The sequence below is a fragment of the Microcoleus sp. CAWBG27 genome (genome assembly GCF_020883145.1).
Classification (GTDB): Bacteria; Cyanobacteriota; Cyanobacteriia; order Cyanobacteriales; family Microcoleaceae; genus Microcoleus.
The window spans coordinates 1-25116 of record NZ_JAHREU010000034.1 but is presented as its reverse complement, the minus strand read 5'-3'; the positions used below and the strand labels follow the sequence as shown (position 1 = coordinate 25116).

Annotated in this window: 20 protein-coding genes and 1 pseudogene; 5 read left to right on the top strand and 16 right to left on the bottom strand. The window is 45.8% G+C overall.

Translation table 11 applies throughout. The features are described from left to right. Window positions 1-130 precede the first annotated feature (130 nt). Window positions 131-1069 (top strand): gamma-carotene 1'-hydroxylase CruF, encoded by a 939-nt coding sequence (cruF, locus tag QZ938_RS18875; RefSeq protein WP_293145629.1) that lies wholly within the window; start codon window positions 131-133, stop codon window positions 1067-1069. A 360-nt stretch (window positions 1070-1429) separates the two neighbouring features. Here cruF and QZ938_RS18870 read toward each other — a convergent pair whose 3' ends face one another. After that, complete coding sequence (locus tag QZ938_RS18870; RefSeq protein ID WP_293145626.1) at window positions 1430-1582, bottom strand: hypothetical protein; 153 nt, start codon at window positions 1580-1582, stop codon at window positions 1430-1432. 86 nt (window positions 1583-1668) lie between these two features. Here QZ938_RS18870 and cruG point away from each other — a divergent pair, with 86 nt between their 5' ends. Continuing rightward, the gene (gene cruG / locus QZ938_RS18865) at window positions 1669-2868 is read left to right on the top strand and encodes a 2'-O-glycosyltransferase CruG (RefSeq protein ID WP_293352812.1); all 1200 of its coding nucleotides are present in this window, start codon (window positions 1669-1671) and stop codon (window positions 2866-2868) included. Window positions 2869-3417: 549 nt separating this feature from the next. Here cruG and QZ938_RS18860 read toward each other — a convergent pair. The 3 genes from QZ938_RS18860 to QZ938_RS18850 form a co-directional block, all read right to left on the bottom strand. Further along, complete coding sequence (locus tag QZ938_RS18860; RefSeq protein ID WP_293352792.1) at window positions 3418-5091, bottom strand: hypothetical protein; 1674 nt, start codon at window positions 5089-5091, stop codon at window positions 3418-3420. A 289-nt stretch (window positions 5092-5380) separates the two neighbouring features. Continuing rightward, window positions 5381-6331 carry an ABC transporter ATP-binding protein gene (locus tag QZ938_RS18855; protein ID WP_293352794.1) on the bottom strand — a complete coding sequence of 317 codons (951 nt, stop codon included), beginning with the start codon at window positions 6329-6331 and terminating at the stop codon, window positions 5381-5383. 608 nt (window positions 6332-6939) lie between these two features. Further along, window positions 6940-7482 (bottom strand): PadR family transcriptional regulator, encoded by a 543-nt coding sequence (locus tag QZ938_RS18850; RefSeq protein WP_293352796.1) that lies wholly within the window; start codon window positions 7480-7482, stop codon window positions 6940-6942. 122 nt (window positions 7483-7604) lie between these two features. Here QZ938_RS18850 and QZ938_RS18845 point away from each other — a divergent pair, with 122 nt between their 5' ends. Next, window positions 7605-8009: a DUF4188 domain-containing protein gene (locus QZ938_RS18845; protein WP_293145611.1), complete on the top strand. Its 405-nt coding sequence runs from the start codon at window positions 7605-7607 to the stop codon at window positions 8007-8009. 745 nt (window positions 8010-8754) lie between these two features. On the opposite strand, the gene QZ938_RS18840 is transcribed toward QZ938_RS18845, so the two are convergent. The 4 genes from QZ938_RS18840 to QZ938_RS18825 form a co-directional block, all read right to left on the bottom strand. After that, the gene (locus QZ938_RS18840; RefSeq protein ID WP_293145608.1) at window positions 8755-9153 is read right to left on the bottom strand and encodes a DUF3037 domain-containing protein; all 399 of its coding nucleotides are present in this window, start codon (window positions 9151-9153) and stop codon (window positions 8755-8757) included. Beyond that, entirely contained in the window at window positions 9131-9919 is a 789-nt protein-coding gene (locus QZ938_RS18835) for a HipA family kinase (protein WP_293145606.1), read from the bottom strand. The genes QZ938_RS18840 and QZ938_RS18835 overlap by 23 nt, the downstream gene beginning before the upstream one ends. Further along, on the bottom strand, window positions 9916-10098 hold the full coding sequence (locus QZ938_RS18830) for a hypothetical protein (RefSeq protein WP_293145603.1): 183 nt from the start codon (window positions 10096-10098) through the stop codon (window positions 9916-9918). The genes QZ938_RS18835 and QZ938_RS18830 overlap by 4 nt, the downstream gene beginning before the upstream one ends. 133 nt (window positions 10099-10231) lie before the next feature. Further along, window positions 10232-11371, bottom strand: a complete 1140-nt coding sequence (locus QZ938_RS18825) for a helix-turn-helix transcriptional regulator (RefSeq protein ID WP_293352798.1) — start codon at window positions 11369-11371, stop codon at window positions 10232-10234. 471 nt (window positions 11372-11842) lie between these two features. Between QZ938_RS18825 and QZ938_RS18820 the strand changes: the two genes are divergently transcribed. Next, the gene (locus QZ938_RS18820; RefSeq protein WP_293352800.1) at window positions 11843-15436 is read left to right on the top strand and encodes an NACHT domain-containing protein; all 3594 of its coding nucleotides are present in this window, start codon (window positions 11843-11845) and stop codon (window positions 15434-15436) included. A 206-nt stretch (window positions 15437-15642) separates the two neighbouring features. On the opposite strand, the gene QZ938_RS18815 is transcribed toward QZ938_RS18820, so the two are convergent. From QZ938_RS18815 to QZ938_RS18790, 6 genes are all read right to left on the bottom strand, one after another. After that, entirely contained in the window at window positions 15643-16428 is a 786-nt protein-coding gene (locus tag QZ938_RS18815) for a calcium-binding protein (RefSeq protein ID WP_293352802.1), read from the bottom strand. Window positions 16429-17006: 578 nt separating this feature from the next. Continuing rightward, window positions 17007-18335 carry a type II toxin-antitoxin system HipA family toxin gene (locus QZ938_RS18810; RefSeq protein ID WP_293145591.1) on the bottom strand — a complete coding sequence of 443 codons (1329 nt, stop codon included), beginning with the start codon at window positions 18333-18335 and terminating at the stop codon, window positions 17007-17009. Then, on the bottom strand, window positions 18329-18571 hold the full coding sequence (locus QZ938_RS18805; RefSeq protein ID WP_293145588.1) for a helix-turn-helix domain-containing protein: 243 nt from the start codon (window positions 18569-18571) through the stop codon (window positions 18329-18331). Before QZ938_RS18805 ends, QZ938_RS18810 begins: the two co-directional genes overlap by 7 nt. Before the next feature lie 384 nt (window positions 18572-18955). Next, window positions 18956-19675 carry a calcium-binding protein gene (locus QZ938_RS18800; RefSeq protein WP_293352804.1) on the bottom strand — a complete coding sequence of 240 codons (720 nt, stop codon included), beginning with the start codon at window positions 19673-19675 and terminating at the stop codon, window positions 18956-18958. 87 nt (window positions 19676-19762) lie between these two features. Then, a complete protein-coding gene (locus QZ938_RS18795; RefSeq protein ID WP_293145581.1) occupies window positions 19763-19897 on the bottom strand; it encodes a hypothetical protein in 135 nt (44 codons plus the stop codon). An 871-nt stretch (window positions 19898-20768) separates the two neighbouring features. Further along, window positions 20769-21992: a calcium-binding protein gene (locus QZ938_RS18790; protein ID WP_293145578.1), complete on the bottom strand. Its 1224-nt coding sequence runs from the start codon at window positions 21990-21992 to the stop codon at window positions 20769-20771. 389 nt (window positions 21993-22381) lie between these two features. Here QZ938_RS18790 and QZ938_RS18785 point away from each other — a divergent pair, with 389 nt between their 5' ends. Then, the gene (locus QZ938_RS18785; RefSeq protein ID WP_293352806.1) at window positions 22382-22906 is read left to right on the top strand and encodes a dual specificity protein phosphatase family protein; all 525 of its coding nucleotides are present in this window, start codon (window positions 22382-22384) and stop codon (window positions 22904-22906) included. A 69-nt stretch (window positions 22907-22975) separates the two neighbouring features. Here the strand turns inward: QZ938_RS18785 and QZ938_RS18780 are convergent, their stop codons facing one another. Further along, window positions 22976-23803 carry an alpha/beta hydrolase gene (locus QZ938_RS18780; protein ID WP_293352808.1) on the bottom strand — a complete coding sequence of 276 codons (828 nt, stop codon included), beginning with the start codon at window positions 23801-23803 and terminating at the stop codon, window positions 22976-22978. A gap of 26 nt (window positions 23804-23829) precedes the next feature. Then, a pseudogene (locus QZ938_RS18775) lies at window positions 23830-24999 on the bottom strand (RNA-guided endonuclease InsQ/TnpB family protein); the annotation flags it as partial. Between the last annotated feature and the right edge of the window lie 117 nt (window positions 25000-25116).

Below are 25116 nucleotides of genomic sequence, written 5' to 3'. Positions count from 1 at the left end.
GCAACAGGGTTTCTCGGGCTTGGGCGCAAATCTTGGAAAAATGCCAGTGCCCTATTGGTGTTGGTTTATTGTAAAAAATTGTAAACTGTAACGAGTGCTTTCTGCATCTAATATTTTTTCGAGGAGTCCCATGAAGCAACTTTTGATAGCTGAGCGCTTTTGCCTGATTGCCCACGTCTTGTCAATGGCCTTTGGATTGGCAGGGTTGCTGCTGATTTTACCCCATCCCGAATTCGTGATGAATTTATCGCCCGCCGGACAAACTTTGTTCCAATGGGGGATGGCTGGGGGTGGAGTAGTTTATATCATTTTTGGCGCAGCAGCGGTTGCTCTCTATGCCTATCGGACGTTGGGGCTGGGTGCAACTCTGACATTTTTGCTGCCTTCTGTGTTTTTATCTTTGAGTAGCGAGTTGTTGGGAACGAGTACCGGTTTTCCCTTCGGCCATTACCACTATTTAAGCGGGTTGGGCTACAAAATTGCAGGGCTGGTGCCGTTTACAATTCCCATGTCGTGGTTTTATCTAGGACTGGTTTCATATATAATTGCTCGCGCTGGACTGGCTGGCGGTAAAGGCGAATTGAATTGGGTGCGCCAAATAGGCGCGATCGCCCTTGGCGCTTTATTATTGACAGCTTGGGATTTTGTACTAGATCCGGCGATGAGTCAAACTTCTGTACCTTTTTGGGAATTTGAGGAACTTGGCGCTTTCTTTGGGATGCCTTACCGCAATTTGGCGGGCTGGATGGGCACCGGGGCGCTGTTTATGTCTGTAGCAGCTTTCTTGTGGAGAAAAACTTCGATAAAATTAGAGCGATCGGAATTGAGTTTGCCTTTAATAGTTTATTTGGTAAACTTTGCTTTCGGAGCAATTATCACTGTCACTTCCTTGGATTCTCGGTTCTGGTTCCCAACATCACTAGCTGTGCTTTTGGGTGTAGTTCCGGCGATCGTATTAAGCTGGATCGCTAAACCCGCAGCAGATGACTTAACAGAAGCAATTCCGTCTTTGGAATCTGCTCTCAAAGCTGAAATTCCATCTCAGCGCGTAGGCGCTTTGCGGAAGTAAGCGGCTGATGAGGAATCATATCGTTTCCGGTCGATTGACTGCAATAATATTCGATCGCGCGTGCGGACTTAAGTCCGCACTCAGGCTGCGGACTTAAGTCCGCACTACGAACCGTTTTTGTTATGGTAATTGAGCGGACACGAGCTCACTGCTAATTTGGCAAAAATTCACAGGAAATTTTGAGCTAATTGAAAAACCCGGTTTTTATTATAAGAAACCGGGTTTTTCAGCAATTATATTTTCATGCCAAATTCCTGTAATATGTTTGAGGTTATATCGTGTCCTGTCGATTAACCGCGATAAGTTAAGGTTCGTAGTGCGGACTTAAGTCCGCTCTGATGCTGCGGACTTAAGTCCGCACTACGAACCGTTAATATGTTTGAGGTTATATCGTGTCCGATCGTCGATTAACCTCAATAAGTAAGGTTCGTAGTGCGGACTTAAGTCCGCTCTGATGCTGCGGACTAAAGTCCGCACTACGAACCGTTTTTGTTGTGGTAATCGATAGGACATGATATGAAAAGTTGATTAAATTTTTTAAATTGACACCAGCCGTAATTCCCAATTCTTCAATTGAAAATCTAAAATCTAAAATAGATATGATTTCTCCCAATATTCCAAATCTCCTGACAACCATCATCCCTGCCGCACTTTTGCTGTTGCAATTACCCGCCACCGCCCTTTTAATGTCGCGGTTAATTAAAGGCCCCTCGCGCATCCCGCCCCTAGAACCAGATTCGCCGACGCTGGACTTGTTGGGTGCTTGTACTGCGGTGGTTCCGACTTTGAATGAAGCAGAAAGAATTGCACCTTGTTTGGAAGGATTGAGCCACCAAAGTTACGAGCTCCGAGAGGTGGTAGTTGTTGACAGCTATTCGGTAGATGGAACCGGAGATTTAGTCAAGGCTGCGGCGCAAAAAGACCCCCGGTTTCGCTTAATTAACGACGATCCGTTACCGCCTGGTTGGGTGGGGCGTCCGTGGGCGCTGAATTGGGGTTTTTTGGCAAGTTCCCAGAAGTGCGAGTGGATTTTGGGCATCGATGCGGATACTCAGCCCCATCCGGGTTTGATCGCAAGTTTGCTCAAAACTGCTGCTGCTGGAAATTATGATTTGATTTCGCTATCGCCGCAGTTCATCCTCAAGTATCCGGGCGAGTTGTGGCTGCAACCTGCCCTGTTAATGACTTTGGTGTATCGCTTCGGCCCCACGGGAACCGGCGGAGATGTCCCGGAACGGGTGATGGCAAACGGTCAGTGTTTCCTCTGCAAGCGCGAGGTTTTGGTGGCTTTAGGGGGCTATGAAGTGGCAAAAGGTTCTTTTTGCGATGATGTGACTCTGGCTCGCTATGCTGCTGCTAAAGGCTTTAAGGTGGGATTTTTGGACGGGGCGAAAGTCTTGAAGGTGCGGATGTATGAGGGGGCGATCGAGACTTGGAACGAGTGGGGTCGATCGCTAGATCTCAAAGATGCTGCTTCTGGCGGTCAAATTTGGGGCGATTTGTGGCTGTTGTTGGCGGTTCAAGGTTTGCCGGTGCCGATCGTCCTGTGGTATTTGCTATCCGGTTGTGTGCCTGCGATCGCAGTATCTGGACAGTTTGGGCTGTGGGGATTGAATGTATTTTTGGTTGCAGTGCGATCGGCTTTGTGTTTTGCGATCGCTCCTTCATACGATCGAACTGAAGCATCGGGTAAATGGCTGTTTTGGCTGTCACCTTTAGCCGATCCGTTAGCGTTTTTGCGGATTCTAATTTCTGCGTTTAATCAGCCGACTCAGTGGCGCGGCCGCAAGTATAGTTAAAGGTACGTAGTTGCGCTTGAGCGCTCTTCATAAATATCAGGAAAGAGCGCTGAAGCGCAACTACGTACCTAATTTGTCTGACTACTATAAAACCGCCCTGCTTCTTAACGGACATTTAGGGGGATCTGGACTCGGATATAAACGAGATTTTTCAAGGGTTTCAGTCTTAAGTTGAGACTCCTTTTTAATGTGAATCAGAGACGGCTGTTTGACTATTAAATCTAGATCCCCCCTTAGCTTGCCCCCTACTCCCCCTTAAGAAGGGGGGGACAAGAGTAGACATCTTGCAAAAGTCTTCGATCGATCCTTAAACCGCAGATGTCAGAGTGACAAACACAGATAAACGCAGATAATTTCAGGGTGTTTTCCGATTTTTGAAATTCAAGTCTAGTATACTCAAAGTCCCCCTTCTTAAGGGGAATTTAGGGGGATCTAGACTCGTAGACAAACGAGATTTCTCAAGGATTTCAGTCTTAAGTTGACACTCCTTGGACTCTGGGAGTAGCCCTTTCCAAAATAGCAGGCGGTTTCAACCGCCTTTCTATTTTTTCAAGCCTTCAGCAAAGCTTTAGATGCCGATTCCCCAGCGATACGGAGTTGCCGGCTCAATTGCAGATTCAGCAGCACCAACACAGTCCACTGTCCCAGGATCGAGAACAAAATAGTATATATTGACTGATCGGATGAAGATCCAAAGATGGGAAATACTAAAGACAGCCACATGAAAGGAGCTTTTGCTGGGTAGAGGGAAAGCACAGACAAAATAATTGGTGGTAAAAAGATAGCGCCTCCGACTGTACAAGTCGCCCAAACTGCCTGATTTCGGATTTTTGCGAACATGAATAGCTGAGTGAGAGCCGCGTAAATCAGGATAAGATTGATAAACGCGATCGTGGCAGGAAAAGCGGTGTGATTCACCAGCAGCCAAGGTATTAAAATCACCGTAGAACTGAGAAGATTGATTGCTATGGCAATTAATGCTGGACTTTTTTCACTCCAAATCAAATCGAGAATCGGGTATTTGCGCCACAACTTCTGACTGCTAGTGGGAACTATTTGTCTGCGATACCTCGCCCAATCATACAAGGCTTGTCTTTCCGGGGTTAAAGCCGCAATCAAAGCTAAGAAAATCATCAAATTTGGAATCGACAAACAGACGATTTCATCAAGGGAGTATTTATTTGATTGGAGTGCAAATCCTAAAATTATTGACTGATAGGAAATCACCAGCAAATAACTTTGTCGCTTGCTCAAAACAGTGGCGGTGGGGTTGGGAAAGCGACGCTGCCATCCCTGGTATATCCAGTAGGTTGCTACTGCACAAATCAATAAAGATAGGGCAGTAGAAGATACAAAATTTTTGCCAATCTGCAAATGAAACCATTCCACACGATCGATCTCTCCAGTCAACCAGCTAATGTTAGAATGGGATGACTGATTAACTTGATAAGCTACCTGTTTCAAGACAGCAGCCGGAGATAAAAATGTTAACAAGTCCCCAGCATTACCGATGGATGGTGCATTAAAAGCTGTGGTAAGAAAACCCAAAACCGCAGCACTAGCCAGCCAAGGCTGAAACCCTCCCAACCAACTGGTTGTTAAACCAAATAGCATTGCGCCGCTGTAAAATAAAGCACAGCTAGCTACCATTGCTATGTCGAAACCTAAAATATGATGCAGGGGTATTTGAGCTGCTAATCCGCTGTACAGGTGCAGCGGTACAGCAAGAATTGCTGCCAGATACAGTAAAATTGGGACGCCGAGAATTTTGCCGAGAAAAATTGTGGTGGCAGATTGGGGGCTGAGGCGAATAAAGTTGAGTGTGCCTCGACGTTCCTCTTTGTCTAAGTCACTGACGAGCATATAAGTGCCGGCTGCGAAAAGTGCGATCGCACTAAATATGCTCAAATACAGGAATATTTCTAGCCACCAAGACGGCCAGTGAATGATGAAATTTCCTGCCGCATCTTTGATACACTTGATTGAATCACCTTTGGCATTGCCATCAAATCCAGTGCAGAATCTGTGATGAGTCGGGTACTGGTAATTGGTGGCAGCGGGCGGAACGGGTATCTGGCTGCTCCACGACAAAAATAGCACCAGTTGACTGCCGAGGGAAAGGAAGCTGGCGATCGCAATATGCCCAATTTTTAGGCGGCCTTTAAGTTCTCGAAATAACTGGGAATTCCAGTTACCGATTGTGTCTAGCAAGTTGAGATTCATAGCTAATTGTTTTGAGTTGTAAGTGAAAAATTGGAAGTTGTGAGATTTAGATCGCGTCCGGTCGATTGACCGTTATAAAATTGGTTCGTAGTGCGGACTTCAGTCCGCATTATGCAGACTGAAATCCGCTTTTGCGGACTTTCATTGTTATGGTAATTGATCGGACTTGATATTAATAGTCTGGGACGCATTTAGACCCCACAAACCGGATTTTTTGTGAGTCTCGCGGCTCCGATCGTAGATTTTGGTAAAACAACCGGTTTCCGATCGCCCGTCCGTCCAAGGCTATTTAAGAAGCTTGTTTGTGTCCCATTTTCAGAAAGATAGTTTCTAAGTCTTCTTGAGTGCAGTGGAATTCGGTGAGGGGAATATTGGCATTGACGAGCTCGCGCAATAAATTTGCTGCATCTTCGCGGCTTCCTGAAAAATGAGCGCACACCTGATTAGTTTCCGGCACTATTTCCCAACTTTCAACCCAAGGAAAGTTCTTGAGTTCCGATGTCAGTGCTTCTATATTCCCCAAAGTTGCCATGACAATTTGCTGTTTCCCGAGGCGTTTGTAAAGTTCTTGTAAAGGGGCACTTTCGACAAGATAGCCCAATTCCATAATCCCTACCCAGGTGCAAAGTTCGGCTAAATCGCTGAGAACGTGGGATGATATGACTACAGTCATGCCGGCTTGTTGCAAGGATTTGATGATTTCGCGAAATTGCGATCGCGCGATCGGATCTAAACCCGAAACTGGTTCGTCTAACAGCAACAACAGCGGTTCGTGAATGATCGTGCGCCCCAAACTCAGGCGCTGCTTCATTCCCCGCGACAGAGTGGAAATTAAGCTGTTGCGCTTGTTGGTTAATTGCACGAGTTCTAAAACTGCATAGATGCGCTCTCTGCGCCGGGGTTGCCGCAGGTTGTAGAGTCGGGCAAAGTAATCTAAATAATCGGAAACAGTCAAATCGTCGTAAAGCGGAAAGTCATCGGGAAGAAAACCGATGCGCTGTTTGAGAGTGGGGTTGGATCGATCGCGCAACAAGCGCTTGCCGTTGATGTAAATTTCCCCTGTAGTAGGTTCTTCAGCGGAGGCCAACATTCGCAGCAAGGTAGTTTTGCCGGCACCGTTGGGGCCGATGAGGCCGCAGATTTCCCCGGCGCCGACTTGCAAATCGATGTCATTGACGGCAATATGGCGATCGAATTGTTTGGTAAGTCCGCGAGTGTCTATTGCTAATTCTTTTGCCATAGTTAAAAGGCGAGTGAAATTGGCTGCGGTTTGTCTCTAGAAAAGGAAGTTTAAGCTTGTAGCTAGCTTAGCCTTTTGATACAGCAGTTGTCAGGGGGATTGCGGAAAATTAACAATTAAATTTTCAAAAAAATGCGATTTATGTTTGAAAATAAGCTCGCTCAGTATTTAAATCAAATCTCAAAAATCATCCAATTTTTGTTGGCTGGGGACGCCAGTCAGTCCCAAATATAAAAACTAAAAGAGCTTATTATTTCAGTCAAAAATCGCTAACGCAATTAGCAAAAGTTTCGCTAATTGAAGTGCAAAATATAAACATTGTACAAGAGATTTATTGCATAAGTTTTCAGTCGATATTTCAACCGCAGATGTCAGACAGATAAACGCAGATAAACGCAGATAATTTCAGGTTTTTTTACGATTTTGCAATCTAGTCTAATTTTAGTAAGTAAGTAGGCAGTAATAAGAGAAAGTATGTTACGTAATTTTAAAATACGCTCAATTTGCTCGTAGTGAGGGCTTTAGCCCTCAAAACAGGGCTAAAGCCCTTACTACAAACCTTGAATTATTTACGCCGACTTACTTAAATTATTGCTTTCATCTTGCACTTATTGCAGCAACAACAGGATCTCGTCGCACCAAGCTAGCCAGCCTGTTTCGTAGTGAATCCCGCGCAGTAACGTTATGTACTGAAATTTTAGGCTGTTTGACAACTTTTGGGGATTTATAAATTCCTGAGTTTTAATTTGTTGATAAATCATTAATCGCTGCTGGTGTTGCTGGCGGTGCGCTTCGAGTTTTGCCACGATTATCTGAGAAGAAACCAGATTGCCAGCATAGAGTTTGACGAGTAACTCATCCTTGATCGGTGCCATCTCCTCCGACTCAGCAATCCATTGACACAACTGCTGTTTGCCCAATCCCGTCACCGTATAGACACGTTTGTCGGGTCGATTTTCCTGCTGTACGGATTCGGCTTGCAGCCACTGCTTTTCTTCCAGGCGGTTCAATTCTCGGTAAATCTGCTGGAAGCTGGCACTCCAAAAAAAACCAACGGATCCTTCCACAGAGGGATTGAAGCGCTTGGCAAGATCGTAGCCACTGCTGGGGGCGCTGACTAAGACTGACAGAATGGCATAGCTAAGAGACATAGGCTGGGGGTTGACATACTCAATAAGTTGAATATACACTAAGCATAAGTGTTCAATTTAATTAATACTCGTAAAATTGAATATAAAACTTCCAGGTAGCAAGATTATCAAGGAGTCTGAAAATGGCAAATGCAAACAGATATTCCATTTACCAGATCGATTTGCCCGATAGCCCGGAGGCAGTGGTGTTTGTCAATGGCTTTGTGGCGCGCCGCGCGATCGGGTTTTTCTGGATGTGGAAAAATCTGGTGTCGATCGGCACTTCGACTCGTAAAGCTGAAGGCTGCGTGCAAGTGAAAGCAGGAATTTGCGGGCCAAAGGAAGTGATTATGGTGAGTTACTGGCATTCAGAAGCCGATCTGAAACAGTTTTTCCGAGGAGAAGCCCATCGGCGAATGATGCAGTTTGTGGTGAAAAATCCTGATAGCCTCTGTTTGTACAATGAGACATACAAACCTTCCCAAAGTGGGAAATACAGCCACGAACCGCAAGGGATGGCAATGCTTTATCCTGGTTTTGGAAAATGAGCAATAACGTGCCAAATAGCTTGATGTTCCGGGAGCATCCCAATTTGGTAAAAAGCATTTTTTACGCAGTGCTGTCTCGCTCGCGTGCTTTATCTCGCGTGCTTTATAAAGCACGCGAGCGGGGACGCTCGCACTGCTTCGATCCAAATATATTATTATGATGCAACCGTCCGCGATCTGAAAGCAAAAATGGGATGCTCCCGATGTTCTAAAGTGTTAAACTTTGGCTGTTGGTGCAGTTGAAAATGGATATTTCCCTATCCTGAACTTTTCAGCAAAGCAGGCTGAGATGGGAGCATCTCATTTTTGTAAAAAGCATTTTTTATTTCAGTGCGAGCGTCTCGCTCGCGTGCTTTATAAAGCACGCGAGCGGGGACGCTCGCACTACAAATGCAAAACTGAGATGGTCCCGCTGAGGTAGCAGAAAATCTGATGTCAGTTATCGGCTAAAATCAATTAGCTCGATCTGCTTTTCCTCTTGTTTTCTCATCTTTCTCTAAAAAATAAGTAAATCTAAAATCTACCAGAAATAATAATTGGTTGAAAGCCGGAACCATTTGAGGGAGAAATTAAAAAGACGATTCATTACTCCAATCCTCTGACTTAGGAATGGCAATTTAATAACTTAAGCAATTTCGATGTTTCAATCCTTGCCTGCAAAGCTACCGGACGTAAAGATGCTGAAATTATTGAATTTTTATTCTTTAAGGGTAGAGGTAGCTCTCAAACTGTCAACTGTCAACTGTCAACTGTCAACTGACGATCGCACCATTCGATCGAGCAAATGTTCGATCGCACTTGGGAGATTTTCGCAAAAACCAGTGTGTACCCGCGATGTCTGAACGATCGTACTGCGGGGCGCTACAAGCCAGTGAAAGCGCTCTCGGTGGGGAAGTTGACCGATCGCGCCAGACTCCTTAGCGCCCGCACAAATGACAGGAATCACGGCTAGGTGGTGGCGAATCAGTTCCAGATCTAAGGTTGAGTCGATCGCCCTCAAGCGACTTTCGTCAATTTCGATGCGGGCTTCGAGGAATTTTTTGGCACCGCAGGAAACAATAACACCGACGTTAACAAACTCTTCGCGCTCGACTTTCGGAACCACGCGGATAATCGCATAATCATACAGACATCGATCGGGCACTAATCGCTTCCTCCAAAAAAATGTGCGGTGATTCTAGTCGGTTTAGCAAATACTCAATATAAGCATCCCGATGTTGGTTGCTATCGCTAAAAGGGGAATTTTCAACCAGCCAAGTATCAGGAATTAATTCAACGATGCTGCGAATAATTTCTGGCGTTAGGATCTGAGTCATTTTTAAATCTGCCACTTCCAACTTGCTCGCAAAGCGCAGCAAAACGTGGTCTTTGATGGCCGGAAAACGATCGCGACTGCGGGAGAGATAATCTTTCCAAGTATGTTGGAAGTAGAGGGCTGCCCCGTGATCGATCAGCCAAAGCTGGCGGTGCCAGATCAGCATATTTGCATTGCGCGGCGTGCGATCGATATTGGTGACAAAAGCATCGAACCAGACGATTTCCGAGGCGAGATCCGCATTAGATTTGTCCGCTATCGGGTCAAAAGTGATGGAACCAGGGAGATAGTCGAGGGCGAGGTTCAGGCCTGCACTGGCGCGAATTAAATCTTGAATTTCGGGATCTGGTTCCGTGCGTGCGAGTTCGCGATCGAGTTCCACAAACACAATTTCGGGGATTGGTAGCCCGCAAACGCGAGCAATTTCCCCCGCCACGAGCTCTGCAATTAAAGATTTTACTCCCTGGCCCGCACCGCGAAATTTGAGTACGTACATACCATCATCGTCTGCTTCGACGATCGCCGGTAGCGAACCGCCCTCGCGCAAGGGAGTAACATATCTGGTAGCAGTGACTGTTCGCAAGCTGAGACTCATGCTATTTTGGATTTTGGATTTTGGATTTTGGATTTTAGATTGAATAATTGGTCATGACTGATTTTAACGCAACGCCCGTTTTTTTGAGGAATAACGGTAATCGCGATCGCAAGTGCGATCGACTCGTCATTCGTCTGGGCCGTCGGATCGGAATCTTCTGGACTCACAAGATTTGACATGATTTTAAAATTACCTAAAGTAACCAAAGAGAGATAAAAATCGATTTTGGGAAATGAGCCGATTCTACTAAGAAGTCGGAATTCTTATCCATCCGAACAACTTTTTTGGGAATACAATCAGTAAATTCCCACTTTAACGAAGTTTCCCAAGCTGTTTCAAAGCACTTACTACAGCCTCCGCACGAGTTTGTACTCCCAGCTTTGAGTAGATATGTTCTAAATACTTTCTCACAGTACCACTGCTCAGACTCAGTGTTGCCGCAATTTCTGGATTAGTCTTACCTTGCGTCACCTCAAACAATACTTCTGTTTCCCGCTTGGTCAACCCTAGCAATTCCAAGGATACGGATGATAGAGTCAAAAACTCTTCTTCTTCAAGCAACAATAGATATTTTTCCAGCGGTTGCTCAGTCAGAAAGCGCACAACTAATTGTTTTCCTGCCTGTTCTAATTTCAGCGGTAAATGAGGTGCAGGAATTTCATCAGTAGGTTTTACCAGCGACAACTGATATTTAACCCATCGGTGCAAATTGTCTGGCAAACATTTTGTTGAAAATTGTGAGTCTTGAAAATACTGTTTCAGCCAATGCAAAGCTCGTTCGCTGATGAATTGAACTTGCCCATCTCCGTTGAGAGAAATAATTCCCAATGCTTCCAGAGTATGACGCTGTTCTACCCACTCCTGTTCTATTTGGGCAAACTGATTCATGTTTTGCTGCGCTTGTACCAGATGAGGGTGCAGTAAATTGAATAAATAGCGATCGCGCTCAGTAAAAATCCGGTCTCCCAAAAGTGTAATCGCAATAATATCATCTTGTCCAGAGTAGAGCTTGCTCGCAGATTTAGCAGCCAAAGTAAGAGGTAGTGAAACTGCGATCAGATCCTTGATTCCTCTAGGCTGCATCAGCTTTCCATACAATCCTTCCAGACGGTGCAGTTGCTGCTCGTTTAAGAAGTCTGAAACCTTATGCGCTCGATCGTCACGAGTTCGGAGATAATTACCGACTAGAGGGTTTTCGTAAAAATGCTGGTGAGCAACTTTCTCAAAATTCACTGTATCGAGGCGATCGAACCCAGGGGCTGGTTTATAGTCCAGGGTGGTAGTCTTGCTGTTCTCGAAGGAGAGGGTGGTGTATGTATAATCTACTGCGGAAATAACCTTCGAGACGATCGCCAGCAGATGAGATGAGAAATCCTCAACGCTACAAGTTTTGTATAGTTCCTGTAAGCATCCTGAAAAAATTTGAAAATCATTCTGAGTTAAGTGTTGCATTGTCCCTGATAAAATAGTCGCTAATCATTCGGACTCGATATAGAGTAAGACGAGTTGCGAGGAGAAATAGATGCTTTTGTATCGGTTTCTTAACAATTGACTACGGCAAATGACGGGTTGAATCTGGATTTGAGATATGACAAGCTTTAAAAACAGTTGACAGTTGACAGTTGACAGTTGATCTCGTGTCCGGTCGATTACCAGAAAAAAACGGTTTGTAGTGCGGACTTCAGTCCGCTCTCAATCTGCGGACTCAAGTCCGCACTACGAACGGTTTGTAGTGCGGACTTCAGTCCGCTCTCAATCTGCGGACTCAAGTCCGCACTACGAACGGTTTGTAGTGCGGACTTCAGTCCGCTCTCAATCTGCGGACTCAAGTCCGCACTACGAACGAATCTTATAGCGGTTAAATGACACTACGAATGTAACAACAAGTCCTAAGTTCAAGTTGGAATAGTTGAAATTTAAGATATGACTAAACTGCCGCAAAAGCGCAAGCGCCGAGGCGTGATTCTTTCAGATTGGGGTTTGCAGCGTCTACAGAATACCCAGGAACAATTAGCCATTGCTGAAAATGGCGGTTCTGCTTACACATTGGAGCGATTGAGCAATTTGACAGGGCTCAGTGCTCGATCGCTCGGACGGTTGCGAAGTGGCAAAGCAGCAGTCGATCGCCAAACCCTAGAAGAGCTATTTCGCGCCTTTAACCTGACTATAACCGAGCAAGACTACATCCAGCCAGAACCCGAAGCCCCACAACGAGAACCCGTAAAGTCGATCGCCCAAAATTGGGGAGAAGCCATAGATGTTTCCCGCTTTTACGGCCGTACCGCAGAACTTACCACCCTCACCCAATGGATTCTGCAAGATAATTGTCGGTTGGTGTGTATTTTTGGGATTGGTGGCATCGGGAAAACGGCTTTATCTGTAAAACTGGCAGAACAGCTACAAAACCAATTTAGCTACGTCATTTGGCGAAGTCTCCGCAATGCCCCGCCGCCGGAAACTTTCTTAGCAGAATTAGTCTCATTTCTCTCAGGACAACAGGATACAAAAGCAGAAATTAGCAGCTTGATTCAGTGTCTACAGAATCATCGTTGTCTGCTGGTGATCGATAATACCGAAAGCCTGTCACAACCTGGGAATCAGAGTGGACAATATCGTCCCGGCTATGAAGCTTACGGAGAAATGTTGCGCGCGGTGGCCGAAACTCGCCATCAAAGCTGTTTGGTGTTAACCACCCGGGAAAAATGCAATCAATTTGCTCAATCGGAAGCGGGCGACTTAGCAGTACAGGGCTTGTCCTTGGGTGGTTCTCCAGAAGCCTCCCAAGCATTGATTAAGGCGACGGAATTAACTGGATCGGAGAGTCAAAAACAGGATTTGTGCGATCGCTATGGATGCAATCCCCTGGCATTAAAAATCGTTGCCACCACCATTCGAGATTTGTTCAGCGGCAATATTGCTCTTTTCCTAGCACAAAATGTTACTGTATTTGGCGATGTTGCAGATTTAATTCAACAACAATGGAGTCGTCTTTCAATCTTAGAGCATCAAGTAATGTGCTGGTTGGCGATCGATCGCGAATGGGTTTCCTTTGCCGAACTTCGAGAAGATTTGAATGCTCGCGCATCCCAAACGCAGTTGATGGAAGCCCTGCAAAATTTGAAATGGCGATCGTTGATTGAAACTAACGCAGGTCAGTTTACATTACAACCTGTGGTGATGGAATATGTCACCCAGACGCTGATCGATCGCATTTGTGATGAAATTGCCGATCGCTCATCCTCTACTCCTTTGTCCTCAACTTCCCTATTGCAAACCTATGCCCTGATGAAAGCACAGGACAAAGACTATATTCGAGACAGCCAAATTCGCGTAATTGTGATGCCGCTAGTCGCCCGGTTGCTGAACCAGTTAGGCTCGAAAAAAGACATTGTTTATCAATTGCATCAAATCTTATATCGCCTGCAAACCGAATGTCCCAATCAAACTGGATATGCGGGCGGTAACATAATCAATCTGTTGCGCCACCTGGAAGTTGACCTCAGCGACAGCGATTTTTCCTATCTCAGTATTTGGCAAGCAGATTTTCAAGATGCCAATCTCCATCGAGTTAATTTTGCCCATTCTGACCTGTCAAAAGCCAGATTTACTCAGCCCTTAGGCGGTATTTTAAGAGTTGCTTTCAGCCCCGACAGTCAACTACTGGCGATCGGAGATAGCAACAATATAGTGTCAGTTTGGCAGGTTGCTGACGGACAATGCAGAGGGATATTTAGAGAGCATTTTGGTTGGATTTGGGGAATTACTTGGAGCCCAGACAGTCAAATGCTAGCCAGTGCAGGTGAAGATCGCAGCATCAGGCTTTGGGATATTGAATCTGGCAATTGTTTGGTAATTTTGGAAGGACATCAAGCCACCGTCAGAAGCTTAGCATGGCAGCCGAACGGACATCTCCTCGCTGCTGGGGACGATCGCGAAATTCGACTCTGGGATACTCGTACCCAAGAATGTATCAACATCTTCCAGGGACATAGCAATCGGATTTCGTCTGTTGCTTGGAGTCCCGACGGTAAAATCCTCGGCAATGCCTCCTTGGATCGAACCATTCGACTCTGGGATATCCACAGCGGTGAGTGCCTCAATATCTTATCCGGACATAACAGTGAAATTTGGTCTATGGCTTGGAGTCCCGATGGAGAACTACTCGCCACAGGTAGCGAAGATGGCTGTGTGAAGATTTGGGATGCCGATCGCGGTCAATGTCTCAAAACCTTGCAAAGATATGATTCTGGTGTATTCTCAGTCGCTTGGAGTCCCGATAGCAAAATGTTGGCCACTGCCAGTGGAGGCGATAACATCACAATCTGGGATACAGAAATCGGTCAATGCTTGCAAACCTTAGAGGGACACACCAATTCGATTTGGGCTGTGACTGTGGCTTGGAGTGCCAACGGCAAAACCATCGCTAGCGGTTCCCACGACCAAACTGTGCGACTGTGGGAAGTATACGGCGAGCGATCGAGTGATTGTCGCAGTTTCAAAACCTTCCAGGGATACAGCAATTCCATGTTTGCCGCAGCCTGGAGTCCCGACGGGCGAAGCCTTGCAAGCAGCAGTGCCGACAGTCGGATTCGGTTGTGGAATCCCGATACAGGATTGTGTTTGAAAATGTTGCAGGGGCATCGCAATTGGATTTGGAGTTTAGCTTGGAGTCCCGATGGCAGTATCCTCACCAGTGGTTCCGATGACTGCGATATCAGGCTTTGGAATCCCAGCAGCGGCGAATGCTTGACAACTCTGCAAGGTCATGCAGCCTGGGTATGGACTGTCGCTTGGAGTCCTAACAGTCAAATTCTCGCGAGTGCAGCGGGCGACTTGAGCATTCGGTTGTGGGATATTCAACAGGGGAAATCCGTGCAAATCTTGCAGGGACACAGCAATTGGATTAGCAGTGTAGCCTGGAGTCCCGATGGTAAAATCCTTGCTAGCGGTGGTCACGATCGAACTATTCGACTATGGGATACCAGCAGCGGCGAATGCTTAAATATCTTGGAGGGACATAAAAACTGGGTGGAATCTGTAGCTTGGAGTCCTGATGGCAAAATCCTTGCTAGTGCTTCGCAGAATGGAAGCATCCGACTCTGGGATAGCAACACTGGTAAGTGTCTGAAAATTTGGCAGGGACACAGCAATAGGGTAAGGGCGGTGGTGTGGAGTCCCGACGGTGAAATGCTAGCTAGTTGCTCGCACGATCGCACAATTCGACTTTGGGATTCTGCCACGGGAGAGTGCACGAAGATTCTGGAGGGACATACAAGTCAAGTTTGGTCTGTTGCGTGGCGTCCCGTTGTCTCGAATGAGGCCCAAAATCGCGACTTTGTGCTTGCAAGCAGCAGTGCTGATGAGACGATTAAGCTGTGGGATGTCAATACAGGTGAATGTTTGAAAACTCTCAGAGCCGATCGGCCCTATGAAGCTATGAATATTACCGGAGTCACGGGCATTACACAAGCTCAGAAAGCCACTTTGGAGGTGTTGGGGGCGATCGTAAACAGTTGATAATTGACAGTTGTAGGGGCGGTGGATGGTGCGTGCCCGCCCTCTCTTAGTTGACAGTTGTATGGGAGAAGCATTTGGACGATTATTTTTGAAATAAACTCAATTAGATTTGCATCCTAATGCTTCGCCCCGATTATTACGACGAAACTGATCCAACCGAACAAAGTGATTCTATCCGGTCAAGAGTACCGTGTGGTTATGGAAAATTAGAATCCTTGAACCGAGATGATATTGCCTTGAACCTGGGCAGAAGTTACACCATCAACAAAACCCAATATATTGCCGGAATTTTTAACTTTGATGAGAGTTCCTGTCGTTACAATAGGGCCAGGATTTAGTAAACTTGTCAGACCTTGGTCTTTTAAAATTTGTGGCCCATCAAACCCCAATATAATTGTCACATTTGTCAGGTTTTCCAAAACTACATCGCCAGCAGTCAAACCCCCTGCTAATCCAATTCGATCGAAACCAACTCTGAAAAGGCTAATCACATCCGCATTATTGACATCTGTAACTCCGGGTTCTGCTTGCAAGACATACAAGTTGCTGCCGGTTTTAGGCCCAGAAACATTGTCATCAAATCCCAATAAAATATCTCGTCCCAAACCCCCGATCAGAGTGTCAAACCCATTACCACTAACTAAGAAATCATTGCCTCTACCGCCCAATAAAATATCGTTTCCCCCAAACCCATAGATCAAATCTGCATCTTGCCCTCCGCTGAGATAGTCATTTCCAGCCTCTCCACCTAGTAAGTCTTTCCCCCTGCCTCCAAATAAGGAATCGTTACCCGAGTTTCCCCTGAGAACGTCTTCTCCTTCATTGCCATACACCAAATTGTTAGCTGCTGAAATGTTAACTGTATCGTCACCTTCGAGCATCCAGACTCCCAAAGGAAAATTATTGGTATCTGCGATCGATAAAAAAACATTTTCGGATGTATTGTCACCAATTAAGCGGCGCGGCTCGGATGGATCTTGTTGTAAAGCCATGATGTCTTACCTGATAAAAAGTTGTCATTGAAATAATGAACCTAGAATTGTTTAACAACAATTAAAATTAAAATAATTACAATTTTTGGAGTTAAACAAATAGGTAAAGTCGAAGGGAACTTGCAAGCTGACTATTTATAGGTCGCAGTGCCTATAAACAAACTCAAGCTTTTGATTAAAATTCTTACAAATTTAAACAGTGCTGCGACTTATCAGCACATTAACAAAATAACTCAACTGCATGAATCATGTCCAGGACAGTTAGCCACTTAAGCTAGCCACTTAAGAAAGGCTACCAAACATCCGAATGCTTCGCCCCTGCCCCAGGCGCGTTTTCAAAGATTGTTAACACAATTTCATTGCGAGCGATCGCACTCAAATCTGCTAATCCCGTTTGGAAACTATGCACCAATACGGTTCACTTAACACTATTTATGCGCCGGAGATCCCCTCGCATCCCCCTGGTTGTCGGGGAATGAGAATTAAATAACTTACAATCTTTATTGTTCTTGTGGGACGCCCATCCCACAAACTTGTGTAAATTATTTAATTCGCGCTCCTAAGTGTTGTCAAAGTCATCAAGCAAGTTTCGATCGCAACTGCGATCGAGCTAAAGCAGTCATGCCTTCAAAAATAGGATTGCTAATGTGTGTTGGAAAATCCTCCGGTAATGCAGTGGCCACTCGTGCGACTACCTCCTCCACCTGTCCCAACATTGCTCGCACAATTTCCTCGGCTTGAGTTTCTGAAAAGTTGACAAGTTTTGCCGTTGAGATGAAATGTCTGGCTTGAATGCTATCCCAATAGTAATAGTTTTTCTTCCCTCTGACTGCCATCGCCATTTTTGCTTTTTGCTTTCGTACAGCATTCGTTTCCATTAGAGGATAAACAGAAATGATGTCGTATAAAGGCGTGAGGCGGTAGCGGTTTTCTGCTTCCAGGTAAATACTAAAATTCTTGCCATGTCCGTCAGTTGCAGCTAACAGCCAAAACAAAATTTGCGTCTGTAAAAAGCGTTCTCGATCGCCGCTGGCATCCGCTGAACCGAGTAGAATTTGCATAATCTCTACAATTCCCGGGCCGCCATCAGATTGATACTTTAAGCTGGGCGATCGCCCTAAGGCCTGACACATATCTTCTTGAGGCAAACGGAGCAGCCGCTGTCCGTCCTTTGACCAACGCCGATCGAATCTTTCGACTACTAAGGCTTTCACGTTATTGAACAATTGAATTTCAGCACGAGCAGCGGGCAATCCAAATGATTTCGCAATTTCTAAACAAAGCCATTCATTTTCACAACTTTCACTGAGATCGATATTGTTGTTGGATAAAACACCGATCGGTAGTTTAAAAATATGGCTGGTTGGGGTTGTTCCAAAAGGCAAGCACCACCGATCTCGATACCACAGGAGGGCTGTTTTTTCTTGGGCACCTGCGATGGAAATGCGAAACTCATCGGTTGAGCGCACCATACCTAATGGTGCATCGCTATCTCCGCTTAATAGGGCTGCTATCTCATTCGTCGCAAGAGGTTTAGCCTGAATAATGTCTGTCTGTTTGGGAATAGCATCCATCGGACAAAGTTGAATCGCGCCTACACAGTCTATCCCGATCGCAGCTAGCAAATCGAAGGGTTGGGTGCTCTTAATTTGAAAGCGAGCCTGGATTTTGGCGCGGGTGCGATCGCTATCGGGAAGTAAGTTATCGAAAAAATTGTAAACTCGATCGCCTTGATACGAGTCTTGGCGCAGTGGCAGCGAGAGGGACAGGGGACGGGTTCCTGGTGCAGCAAGCCATTGGAGATCGTATTGAAAGGCAATTGCGCCTGTCGGTAACTTCGTCAGTTGTCCGACGCAGATGCCATTCATTAGAACATTGAGGCGATCGACAGGTTTTGATGTTACCATTCTCGATCCCAGCTTGAGGATTTAGTTCCTCTAGGCACCACGTGAATTTCCAAGTTCAAGGCGGACAGAATGCGGAATAGCGTGTCGAGTTTGGTGCGATCGGGTTGATTCTCAAAGGCGGAAATGGTTTCCTGGCGCAATCCCACGCGATCGGCGACATCTGCCTGACTGAGCCGATCGATTTTGCGATACTCTCGAACGGTAACGGCTAATTGATTCGCAGAGGTGACTACCATATTGCTCCTTTTTTATGTGCTATAGCGCATACATCGAGTTGTATGTATTATAGCGCATAAAAAACGGGCGCTCGATAGACCGAGGCACCTTGATGCGATAGGATGTCCGCGATGGCTATTGAGCGAATCCTAATTTTTGCAAGTGCGATCGCATTGCCAGTTGTCACTGAAATTTCTTGGCTATTTCGTTAATATCTTGACTGCTAGCATACTAATTATACTTAGCCCCGGCCCCAGGCAACCGAACTAAAAAAACCGGGTTTTTTGCAAAATCTGCCGCATAAGTGCCAAGCATTATTGTAAAAAACCCAGTTGCTAGCTACCCGTAAGTAAATGCCAGAAATATCAAAATTTTCAAACAACTCCTAATCAGAGCGACAATTCCTAAGGGACGAAAACGATATCCGAACTGGGACGGAATCCACCCGGCACTTTGGCAAATTGTTGGTTTTTAAACGACAAGGCGCCAGTGCTGTTGTTGTATTGGAAATCATTGATTGAAGACACTCCCATCCCGCTGATGGAGACTTCGACTTTATCACCTTCCCAGTAATGAAAGTCTTGGATTAAATCAATACCTTCATAGGCTGGGCTGAAGTTGAAAATAAACCTATCTGCCCCTCCACCACCATACAGCGTGTCGTTTCCTGGTTCGCCATAAAGATTGTCGTTTCCATAGTCACCGTCGAGGTAGTCATTACCGAAGGAACCAAGCAAAAGGTCGTTGTCATATCCACCGTAAAGGGTGTCGTTACCAGTCCAACCATCTAAGGTGTCGTTGCCGGCTTCTCCGTAAAGTCGATCGGCAGAATCGGTAAGATTGAATAAACCATTGCTACCGTTGATATAATCATTGCCTGCACCTCCCCAGACGGTATCCGCGCCTTGCTCGCCATAGAGGTAGTCATTATCCTCTTGACCCAAGATGAGGTCATTGCCCGAGTATCCCCACAAGGTATCATTTCCAGACCCTCCATACATCGTATCGTTGCCCGCCCCGCCGGATGAGGAGTCGTTACCCGCTAAGGCATAGATAGTATCAGCCCCGCTAGTACCATCCAAATACGTATCGTTGAATGATGTACCGATAATTGGCTCTGCCATCGGAATTTCTCCTAAAATTTGTAGTTTGTTTGCTTGTTTTCTCTGGTTCTCAAAGTTCAGAACCAATCTGCAAATTGCGAATTAGATTCACAAGCGATCGATTTTGCGATCGGGCAGATACAAGCTGTCGCGATAGGTGAGCGTCGCACTAAACACATTGTTGTGAATCTGAGTTGAATGCGAATTAGAACAATCGGAAATCCCGGAATAATTAAACATCATCTAGTTAATTTCCTGATTTGTTGAAATCTAACGCTGCACGCTGATATATCTACTTTGTCCTGACTTACGGCCAACGTCCAGGACATTTAGACAGTTAAGCTAGCCACTTAAGCCGAAGTCCCAAAAACATCTAGGCATTAAGTTTGAAAGATAGATATTGCAAAGGATTTAGGTTTTTATGAAAGTGTCAGATTCAGCTATTCAGTCAGTTATGCTTTCATCTAAACAAACAAAAGAGTACCCAATGGGTACTCTTTTGTTTGCATCCGGTATTGTAACTAGCACGCTACTATAGACTTTTATGGTGCGTCAGATTTTGATGTTTTCCAAAAGGTACGTTGTTGCGCTTGGGCGCTCTTTCTAAATATAATACTGCGAGCGAAAGATTGGCGGATGCTGTTGGGATGAACTCACTCGTTAGAGTTATTATGTACTAAGGTATGCGCCTAAAAACTCGATTTACAGTCATACTTCATCTATGGAAAGGCTACATACCAAAGAGCGCTGAAGCGCAACTACATACCGAAGAGCGCTGAAGCGCAACTACATACCAAAGAGCGCTGAAGCGCAACTACATACCAAAGAGCGCTGAAGCGCAACTACATACCAAAGAGCGCTGAAGCGCAACTACATACCTGATAAGAGCGCTGAAGCGCAACTACATACCTGATAAGAGCGCTGAAGCGCAACTACATACCTGATAAGAGCGCTGAAGCGCAACTACATACCTGATAAGAGCGCTGAAGCGCAACTACATACCCGATAAGAGCGCTGAAGCGCAACTACATACCTTAGATAATGATGATGTAATATCTGAGTTAAACAGACTTAATGTCAAGTCTGTTTAACTCAGATACAATTCAATTCCTCCTCATGGTAATAGCACAATATCTCGCGATACTAAGAAGTCTGCTGGCTTATTCTCAAGAGTGGCAAACTTAACTTGACCGAAGAATAAATCACCAGTAGTCTTGCTATAGCTGAATTGGTCGAGGGAGGTAGCACCAAAACTGCGGTGAATTTCAATTTTGTCAACTTCACTCACCTGGAAGTCTTTGATGGTGTCAATGCCTGTGGGAGCAAAATAGAATCTGAATCCATCGGCACCTGCACCACCCCAGAGAATGTTGTTGCCGGCAGGATCTATATCCCCACCTCCAGTTAAGATATCGTTACCATTACCGCCATTGAGGGTATCGTTGCCACCGCCACCTAAAAGTTGGTCATTACCATCGTTGCCGTACAGGATATCGTTACCCTTGTCGCCAAACACAAAGTCATTGCCGGTATCACCTGTAAGCGTGTCATTCCCATTATCGCCACGAATGATATCATTGCCACCTCTACCATTAATTTGATCGTCTCCACCCTCACCTTTGATGAAGTTCTTGCCGGCGTTACCCAGCATATAATTATTCAATTCGTTACCAGTGCCATCGATATCAGCAGCATCACTCAAGGTGAGGTTTTCGACGTTTGCACCCAAAGTATAGCTGATAGTGGAAGTGACTACGGTATCAGTACCTTCGGCAGCTTTCTCGGTAACTAAATCAGCAACATTATCAACCAAATAAAGGTCATTACCGCTACCACCATTCATGTCGTCGGCACCAGCACGACCATATATGATGTCGTCCCCCGTACCACCATAGATTTGGTCATCGCCATCACCACCATCTAGGAAGTCGTTACCGCCTGCACCAAATAAGTAATCGCGATCGCCCAAACCATACATCGAGTTGTTGGCATCGTTGCCTACCATAGCATTGTGGGTGTTGTTTCCGGTCGCATCAATAGCAGCAGTTCCCTTCAAATGCAAGTCTTCGACGTTTGCTCCTAAAGTGTAGCTGACGGTGGATTCTACCAGATCGATACCTTCGGCAGTATTCTCGACAACTATGTCAGCAATATTATCGACAATGTACTTGTCATTACCGCTACCACCATACATTTTGTCTGCACCAGAACCACCATCAAGCTCATCGTCTCCGGCTCTACCGTAGAGTGTGTCGTTCCCTGCCAACCCTGACAGGGTATCGTTGTCAGGAGTGCCTTCTAGCAAATCGTCATTAAAAGTACCTCGAATCCTAGCCATGTTAAATTTCTCCAAGAATAACGATCTATTTGTCTGAACTGTATCGGGCGATAGAAAGTATCGCGATACGTTAAGAGCTTATCTACAAATTGCAAATCTAATTGGCTATTTGCAGATGCCAGATGCGGCGATAGGTGAGCATTGCACTCAAGACTTTGCTGTGAATTTGAGTGCAATGTGAATTGGAATAATAGGACTTATCGCCATACTTAAATAGCATGGTTGATTGCCTGATTTATTGAAATCTAACGCTGCACGCTGATATATCAACTTTGTCCTGATTTATGGTGAACGTCCAGGACAGTTAGACAGTTAAGCTAGCCACTTAAGAAGTAAAGTAAGAATATCTAAAAATCTCTAAGTTATTTTATGATTTAAATTGAGGGCTGATGTACAAGTTTGCGGCGGCTGCGGAGGATGAATTAGTTGTGTTTGGTGCGGCAAAACCGGGATACCGCGATGAGGAAGTTGCTGGCTGGATTGATTTTATGCGGCGACAGAAGATCGATCGAGTTTGCTGCTTGCTTCCTGAGACACAACTCATCGGCTATTCTGACTTGTTGGGAACCTATCGAAATGTTTTTGGGTGCGATCGCGTTTGCTGGGCTCCGATCGCAGATTTTGAATTGGCCGATCGCTCGATTTTAGTCGATCGCATTTTACCGTTTTTGGCTTCTGCAAGTCGATCGGGCGATCGGGTGGTGGTTCACTGCGGTGGCGGGATTGGGCGCACAGGACAGGTTTTGGCTGCTTGGTTGGTTAGCGGGCGGGGATTTTCTAACCAAAAGGCGATCGCGGCTGTCAAAAAAACTGGCAGAAATCCCTATGAAGCTGCGATCGCTGCTGTTTTCAAAGGTCGAAATCCGTGGAAAGTCGCTGCTGAACTTGATGCTTTGTTGGATGATTGCCGTTGACAGGTTGACAGTCTGTAGGGGCGGTGCCCCCGTGCCCGCCCTATGCAGTTGACTGTCAACTGTCAACTGTCAACTGTCAACTGTCAACTGATTTGTCACTGCTTCGGCAAAGGGAACCGGCGCATCAAGCTGCAACCAGTGGCTGGTTTCTGGTATGACGGTGGTGGCAATTTGGGGGCGGAGTAGGTGGAGGCTGAAGGGCCAGGAGTTGGCCGGGGCGAGGACTGCTGAGATTTGAGTGCCCCCAGTTGCAAGGATGCGATCGATCGCACCAACTGCATCGTAAGCAAACATACCTTTGTACATACCGATGAGGCGATCGCGCGGCGTGGCCCTAAGGTGTGCGATCGTGGTTTCCCGCGTCGCAGCAGTACCGCCTTCGAGGGCTTGGGAGAACTTTTCCTCTGCCGCAGCGCGGTAGTCATCGCCCGCTAGCGCTGCGAGGAAGGGAACCATCTGTTCTTCGTATACGGATGGTGGCAGGTAGTTAAAGTCACCGGGGGGATCGGCTAGGATGACGCGGGTGATGCGGGTTGGGGCGGCGTCGGCGGTGGCGAGGACGACGAGGGAACCGAAGCTGTGCCCGACGAGGGCTACTTGGGGGATATTCAGGGCGTCGAGGATGGCGATGATGTCGGTGGCGCAGCTATGGGGTGTGTAGTCGCCGTCTGCGGGCGGATCGGATGCGCCGTGGCCCCGGAGGTCGATCGCCAGAATGCGCTGGTTTGGGCCGAGATTGGCGCGCAAAAGTGCGATCGTCTCGTCCCAGACTCCGAGGTGGTATGCCATACCGTGTACTAACAGGAGGGGGATGGGTTGTGGTTGTGCGCTGCTTACTGCGCCCGTGTCGGTGAGATTGAGTCGCCCCGCAGGGCCGGCGACAGTCGTAATTTGCATAAAATAGCTGGTAAAAGTATAGTCATCTATGATATGACGTGGGAGGCATCAAGTCTCTCCCCTTTCCCTTTCACTTCGAGCGGATTGACCCGCCTCGGCTGAGCTACGCAGCTCCCTATCCCATCGCTAAAAGCATTTGGGATTGCTTTTCTTAAGATATTATAAGATGCGTTAACATCGGCATTAATCAATCTACTGCACGACGTTCTATACAATCCTCTCTTAATTCGTTTCCCACTAAATGTGACATCCTGAGAGCCAATATTTCCGTAGACAGGAATTGGATCTAAATTCAGAAAATTAGATTTGGAAGTATAGGATTCTTCTTGCTCTATTACCTTTATTCCGACCAATTCAGCTTTGTATTTCAACATTTCAATTAGTCGAGAATGAGGAATGCTGACAAAGTTTTGATTAGTTTTCTTTCCTAAATTAATCTCGTTTTTCCATTGTGGGTTTTTGCCAATTACTAGCATCCCTATCTTTTCTGATGCAAGCAGATTGATTATCTGCCGACTGGTGTGATGCAAGTAGTTATCAACTTTTTGATGGCGGCAACGAGTTAGGCGCCCAAGGCGTGAGGAGGAGCAGCGATTTCCCTTTAATTGAGATTGTAGTTGTGCCTTACGTTTGTTGTAGAATTGATTAATTGATTTCAGTGGTCGCCCGTTAATCAGTAATGGGACAAATCCCGGCTGATTTGAAGTTAGCGCTACTAAGTTATTCAATCCTAAATCGATACTAGCTACTAATTCTTTTTTGTTCTCGACGGTGGACTCCGGCTGGGTACAGGCATTGTAAATTACCTCAATTACATAGGAATCACATTTTGGCACTAATCTAATTTGACAAATTTTCTCTGGTTTGACCTGGGTTTTAATTAAAATATTAGTACCGGAAAGCTTGATAATTCCTTTCTTGAGTTCCTTGCTACTAATGGCTTGAATCGTATAGACTAGAATATTCCGACCCTTGACTTTATCTTTGTACTTCGGTAATTTCGGGCGACCGCTGAATTTTGTGGGGTTATTTTTGTAAGCTTTGACTGCTTCAAAAAAAGACTTCCAATTTTTGTCTAATATCATTAATATTTGTTGACTTACCTTGGCTGGCAATTCTTTGTATGCTTGATGAGATTTCATCAAACGATTCATTTCGTTGTAATTGATATAACCCCATCCGTAAACAAAACGTATCGGCTCAATAAGTAGGGGTAGCAGTTAATCTGGCTGCCAAGACAATCCCAAGGGATAAAGAGCAGATTTGGAGCGAATAATAGTGGACAGAGAGGGAATAACTCCAAGTTGAGAAAT

Coding starts and splice junctions, on each gene's coding strand:
- cruF (WP_293145629.1), top strand. CDS start 131: ATGAAGCAACTTTTGATAGCTGAGCGCTTTTGCCTGATTGCCCACGTC.
- QZ938_RS18870 (WP_293145626.1), bottom strand. CDS start 1,582: ATGTCCTATCGATTACCACAACAAAAACGGTTCGTAGTGCGGACTTTA.
- cruG (WP_293352812.1), top strand. CDS start 1,669: ATGATTTCTCCCAATATTCCAAATCTCCTGACAACCATCATCCCTGCC.
- QZ938_RS18860 (WP_293352792.1), bottom strand. CDS start 5,091: ATGAATCTCAACTTGCTAGACACAATCGGTAACTGGAATTCCCAGTTA.
- QZ938_RS18855 (WP_293352794.1), bottom strand. CDS start 6,331: ATGGCAAAAGAATTAGCAATAGACACTCGCGGACTTACCAAACAATTC.
- QZ938_RS18850 (WP_293352796.1), bottom strand. CDS start 7,482: ATGTCTCTTAGCTATGCCATTCTGTCAGTCTTAGTCAGCGCCCCCAGC.
- QZ938_RS18845 (WP_293145611.1), top strand. CDS start 7,605: ATGGCAAATGCAAACAGATATTCCATTTACCAGATCGATTTGCCCGAT.
- QZ938_RS18835 (WP_293145606.1), bottom strand. CDS start 9,919: ATGAGTCTCAGCTTGCGAACAGTCACTGCTACCAGATATGTTACTCCC.
- QZ938_RS18830 (WP_293145603.1), bottom strand. CDS start 10,098: ATGTCAAATCTTGTGAGTCCAGAAGATTCCGATCCGACGGCCCAGACG.
- QZ938_RS18825 (WP_293352798.1), bottom strand. CDS start 11,371: ATGCAACACTTAACTCAGAATGATTTTCAAATTTTTTCAGGATGCTTA.
- QZ938_RS18820 (WP_293352800.1), top strand. CDS start 11,843: ATGACTAAACTGCCGCAAAAGCGCAAGCGCCGAGGCGTGATTCTTTCA.
- QZ938_RS18815 (WP_293352802.1), bottom strand. CDS start 16,428: ATGGCTTTACAACAAGATCCATCCGAGCCGCGCCGCTTAATTGGTGAC.
- QZ938_RS18810 (WP_293145591.1), bottom strand. CDS start 18,335: ATGGTAACATCAAAACCTGTCGATCGCCTCAATGTTCTAATGAATGGC.
- QZ938_RS18805 (WP_293145588.1), bottom strand. CDS start 18,571: ATGGTAGTCACCTCTGCGAATCAATTAGCCGTTACCGTTCGAGAGTAT.
- QZ938_RS18800 (WP_293352804.1), bottom strand. CDS start 19,675: ATGGCAGAGCCAATTATCGGTACATCATTCAACGATACGTATTTGGAT.
- QZ938_RS18795 (WP_293145581.1), bottom strand. CDS start 19,897: ATGATGTTTAATTATTCCGGGATTTCCGATTGTTCTAATTCGCATTCA.
- QZ938_RS18790 (WP_293145578.1), bottom strand. CDS start 21,992: ATGGCTAGGATTCGAGGTACTTTTAATGACGATTTGCTAGAAGGCACT.
- QZ938_RS18785 (WP_293352806.1), top strand. CDS start 22,382: ATGTACAAGTTTGCGGCGGCTGCGGAGGATGAATTAGTTGTGTTTGGT.
- QZ938_RS18780 (WP_293352808.1), bottom strand. CDS start 23,803: ATGCAAATTACGACTGTCGCCGGCCCTGCGGGGCGACTCAATCTCACC.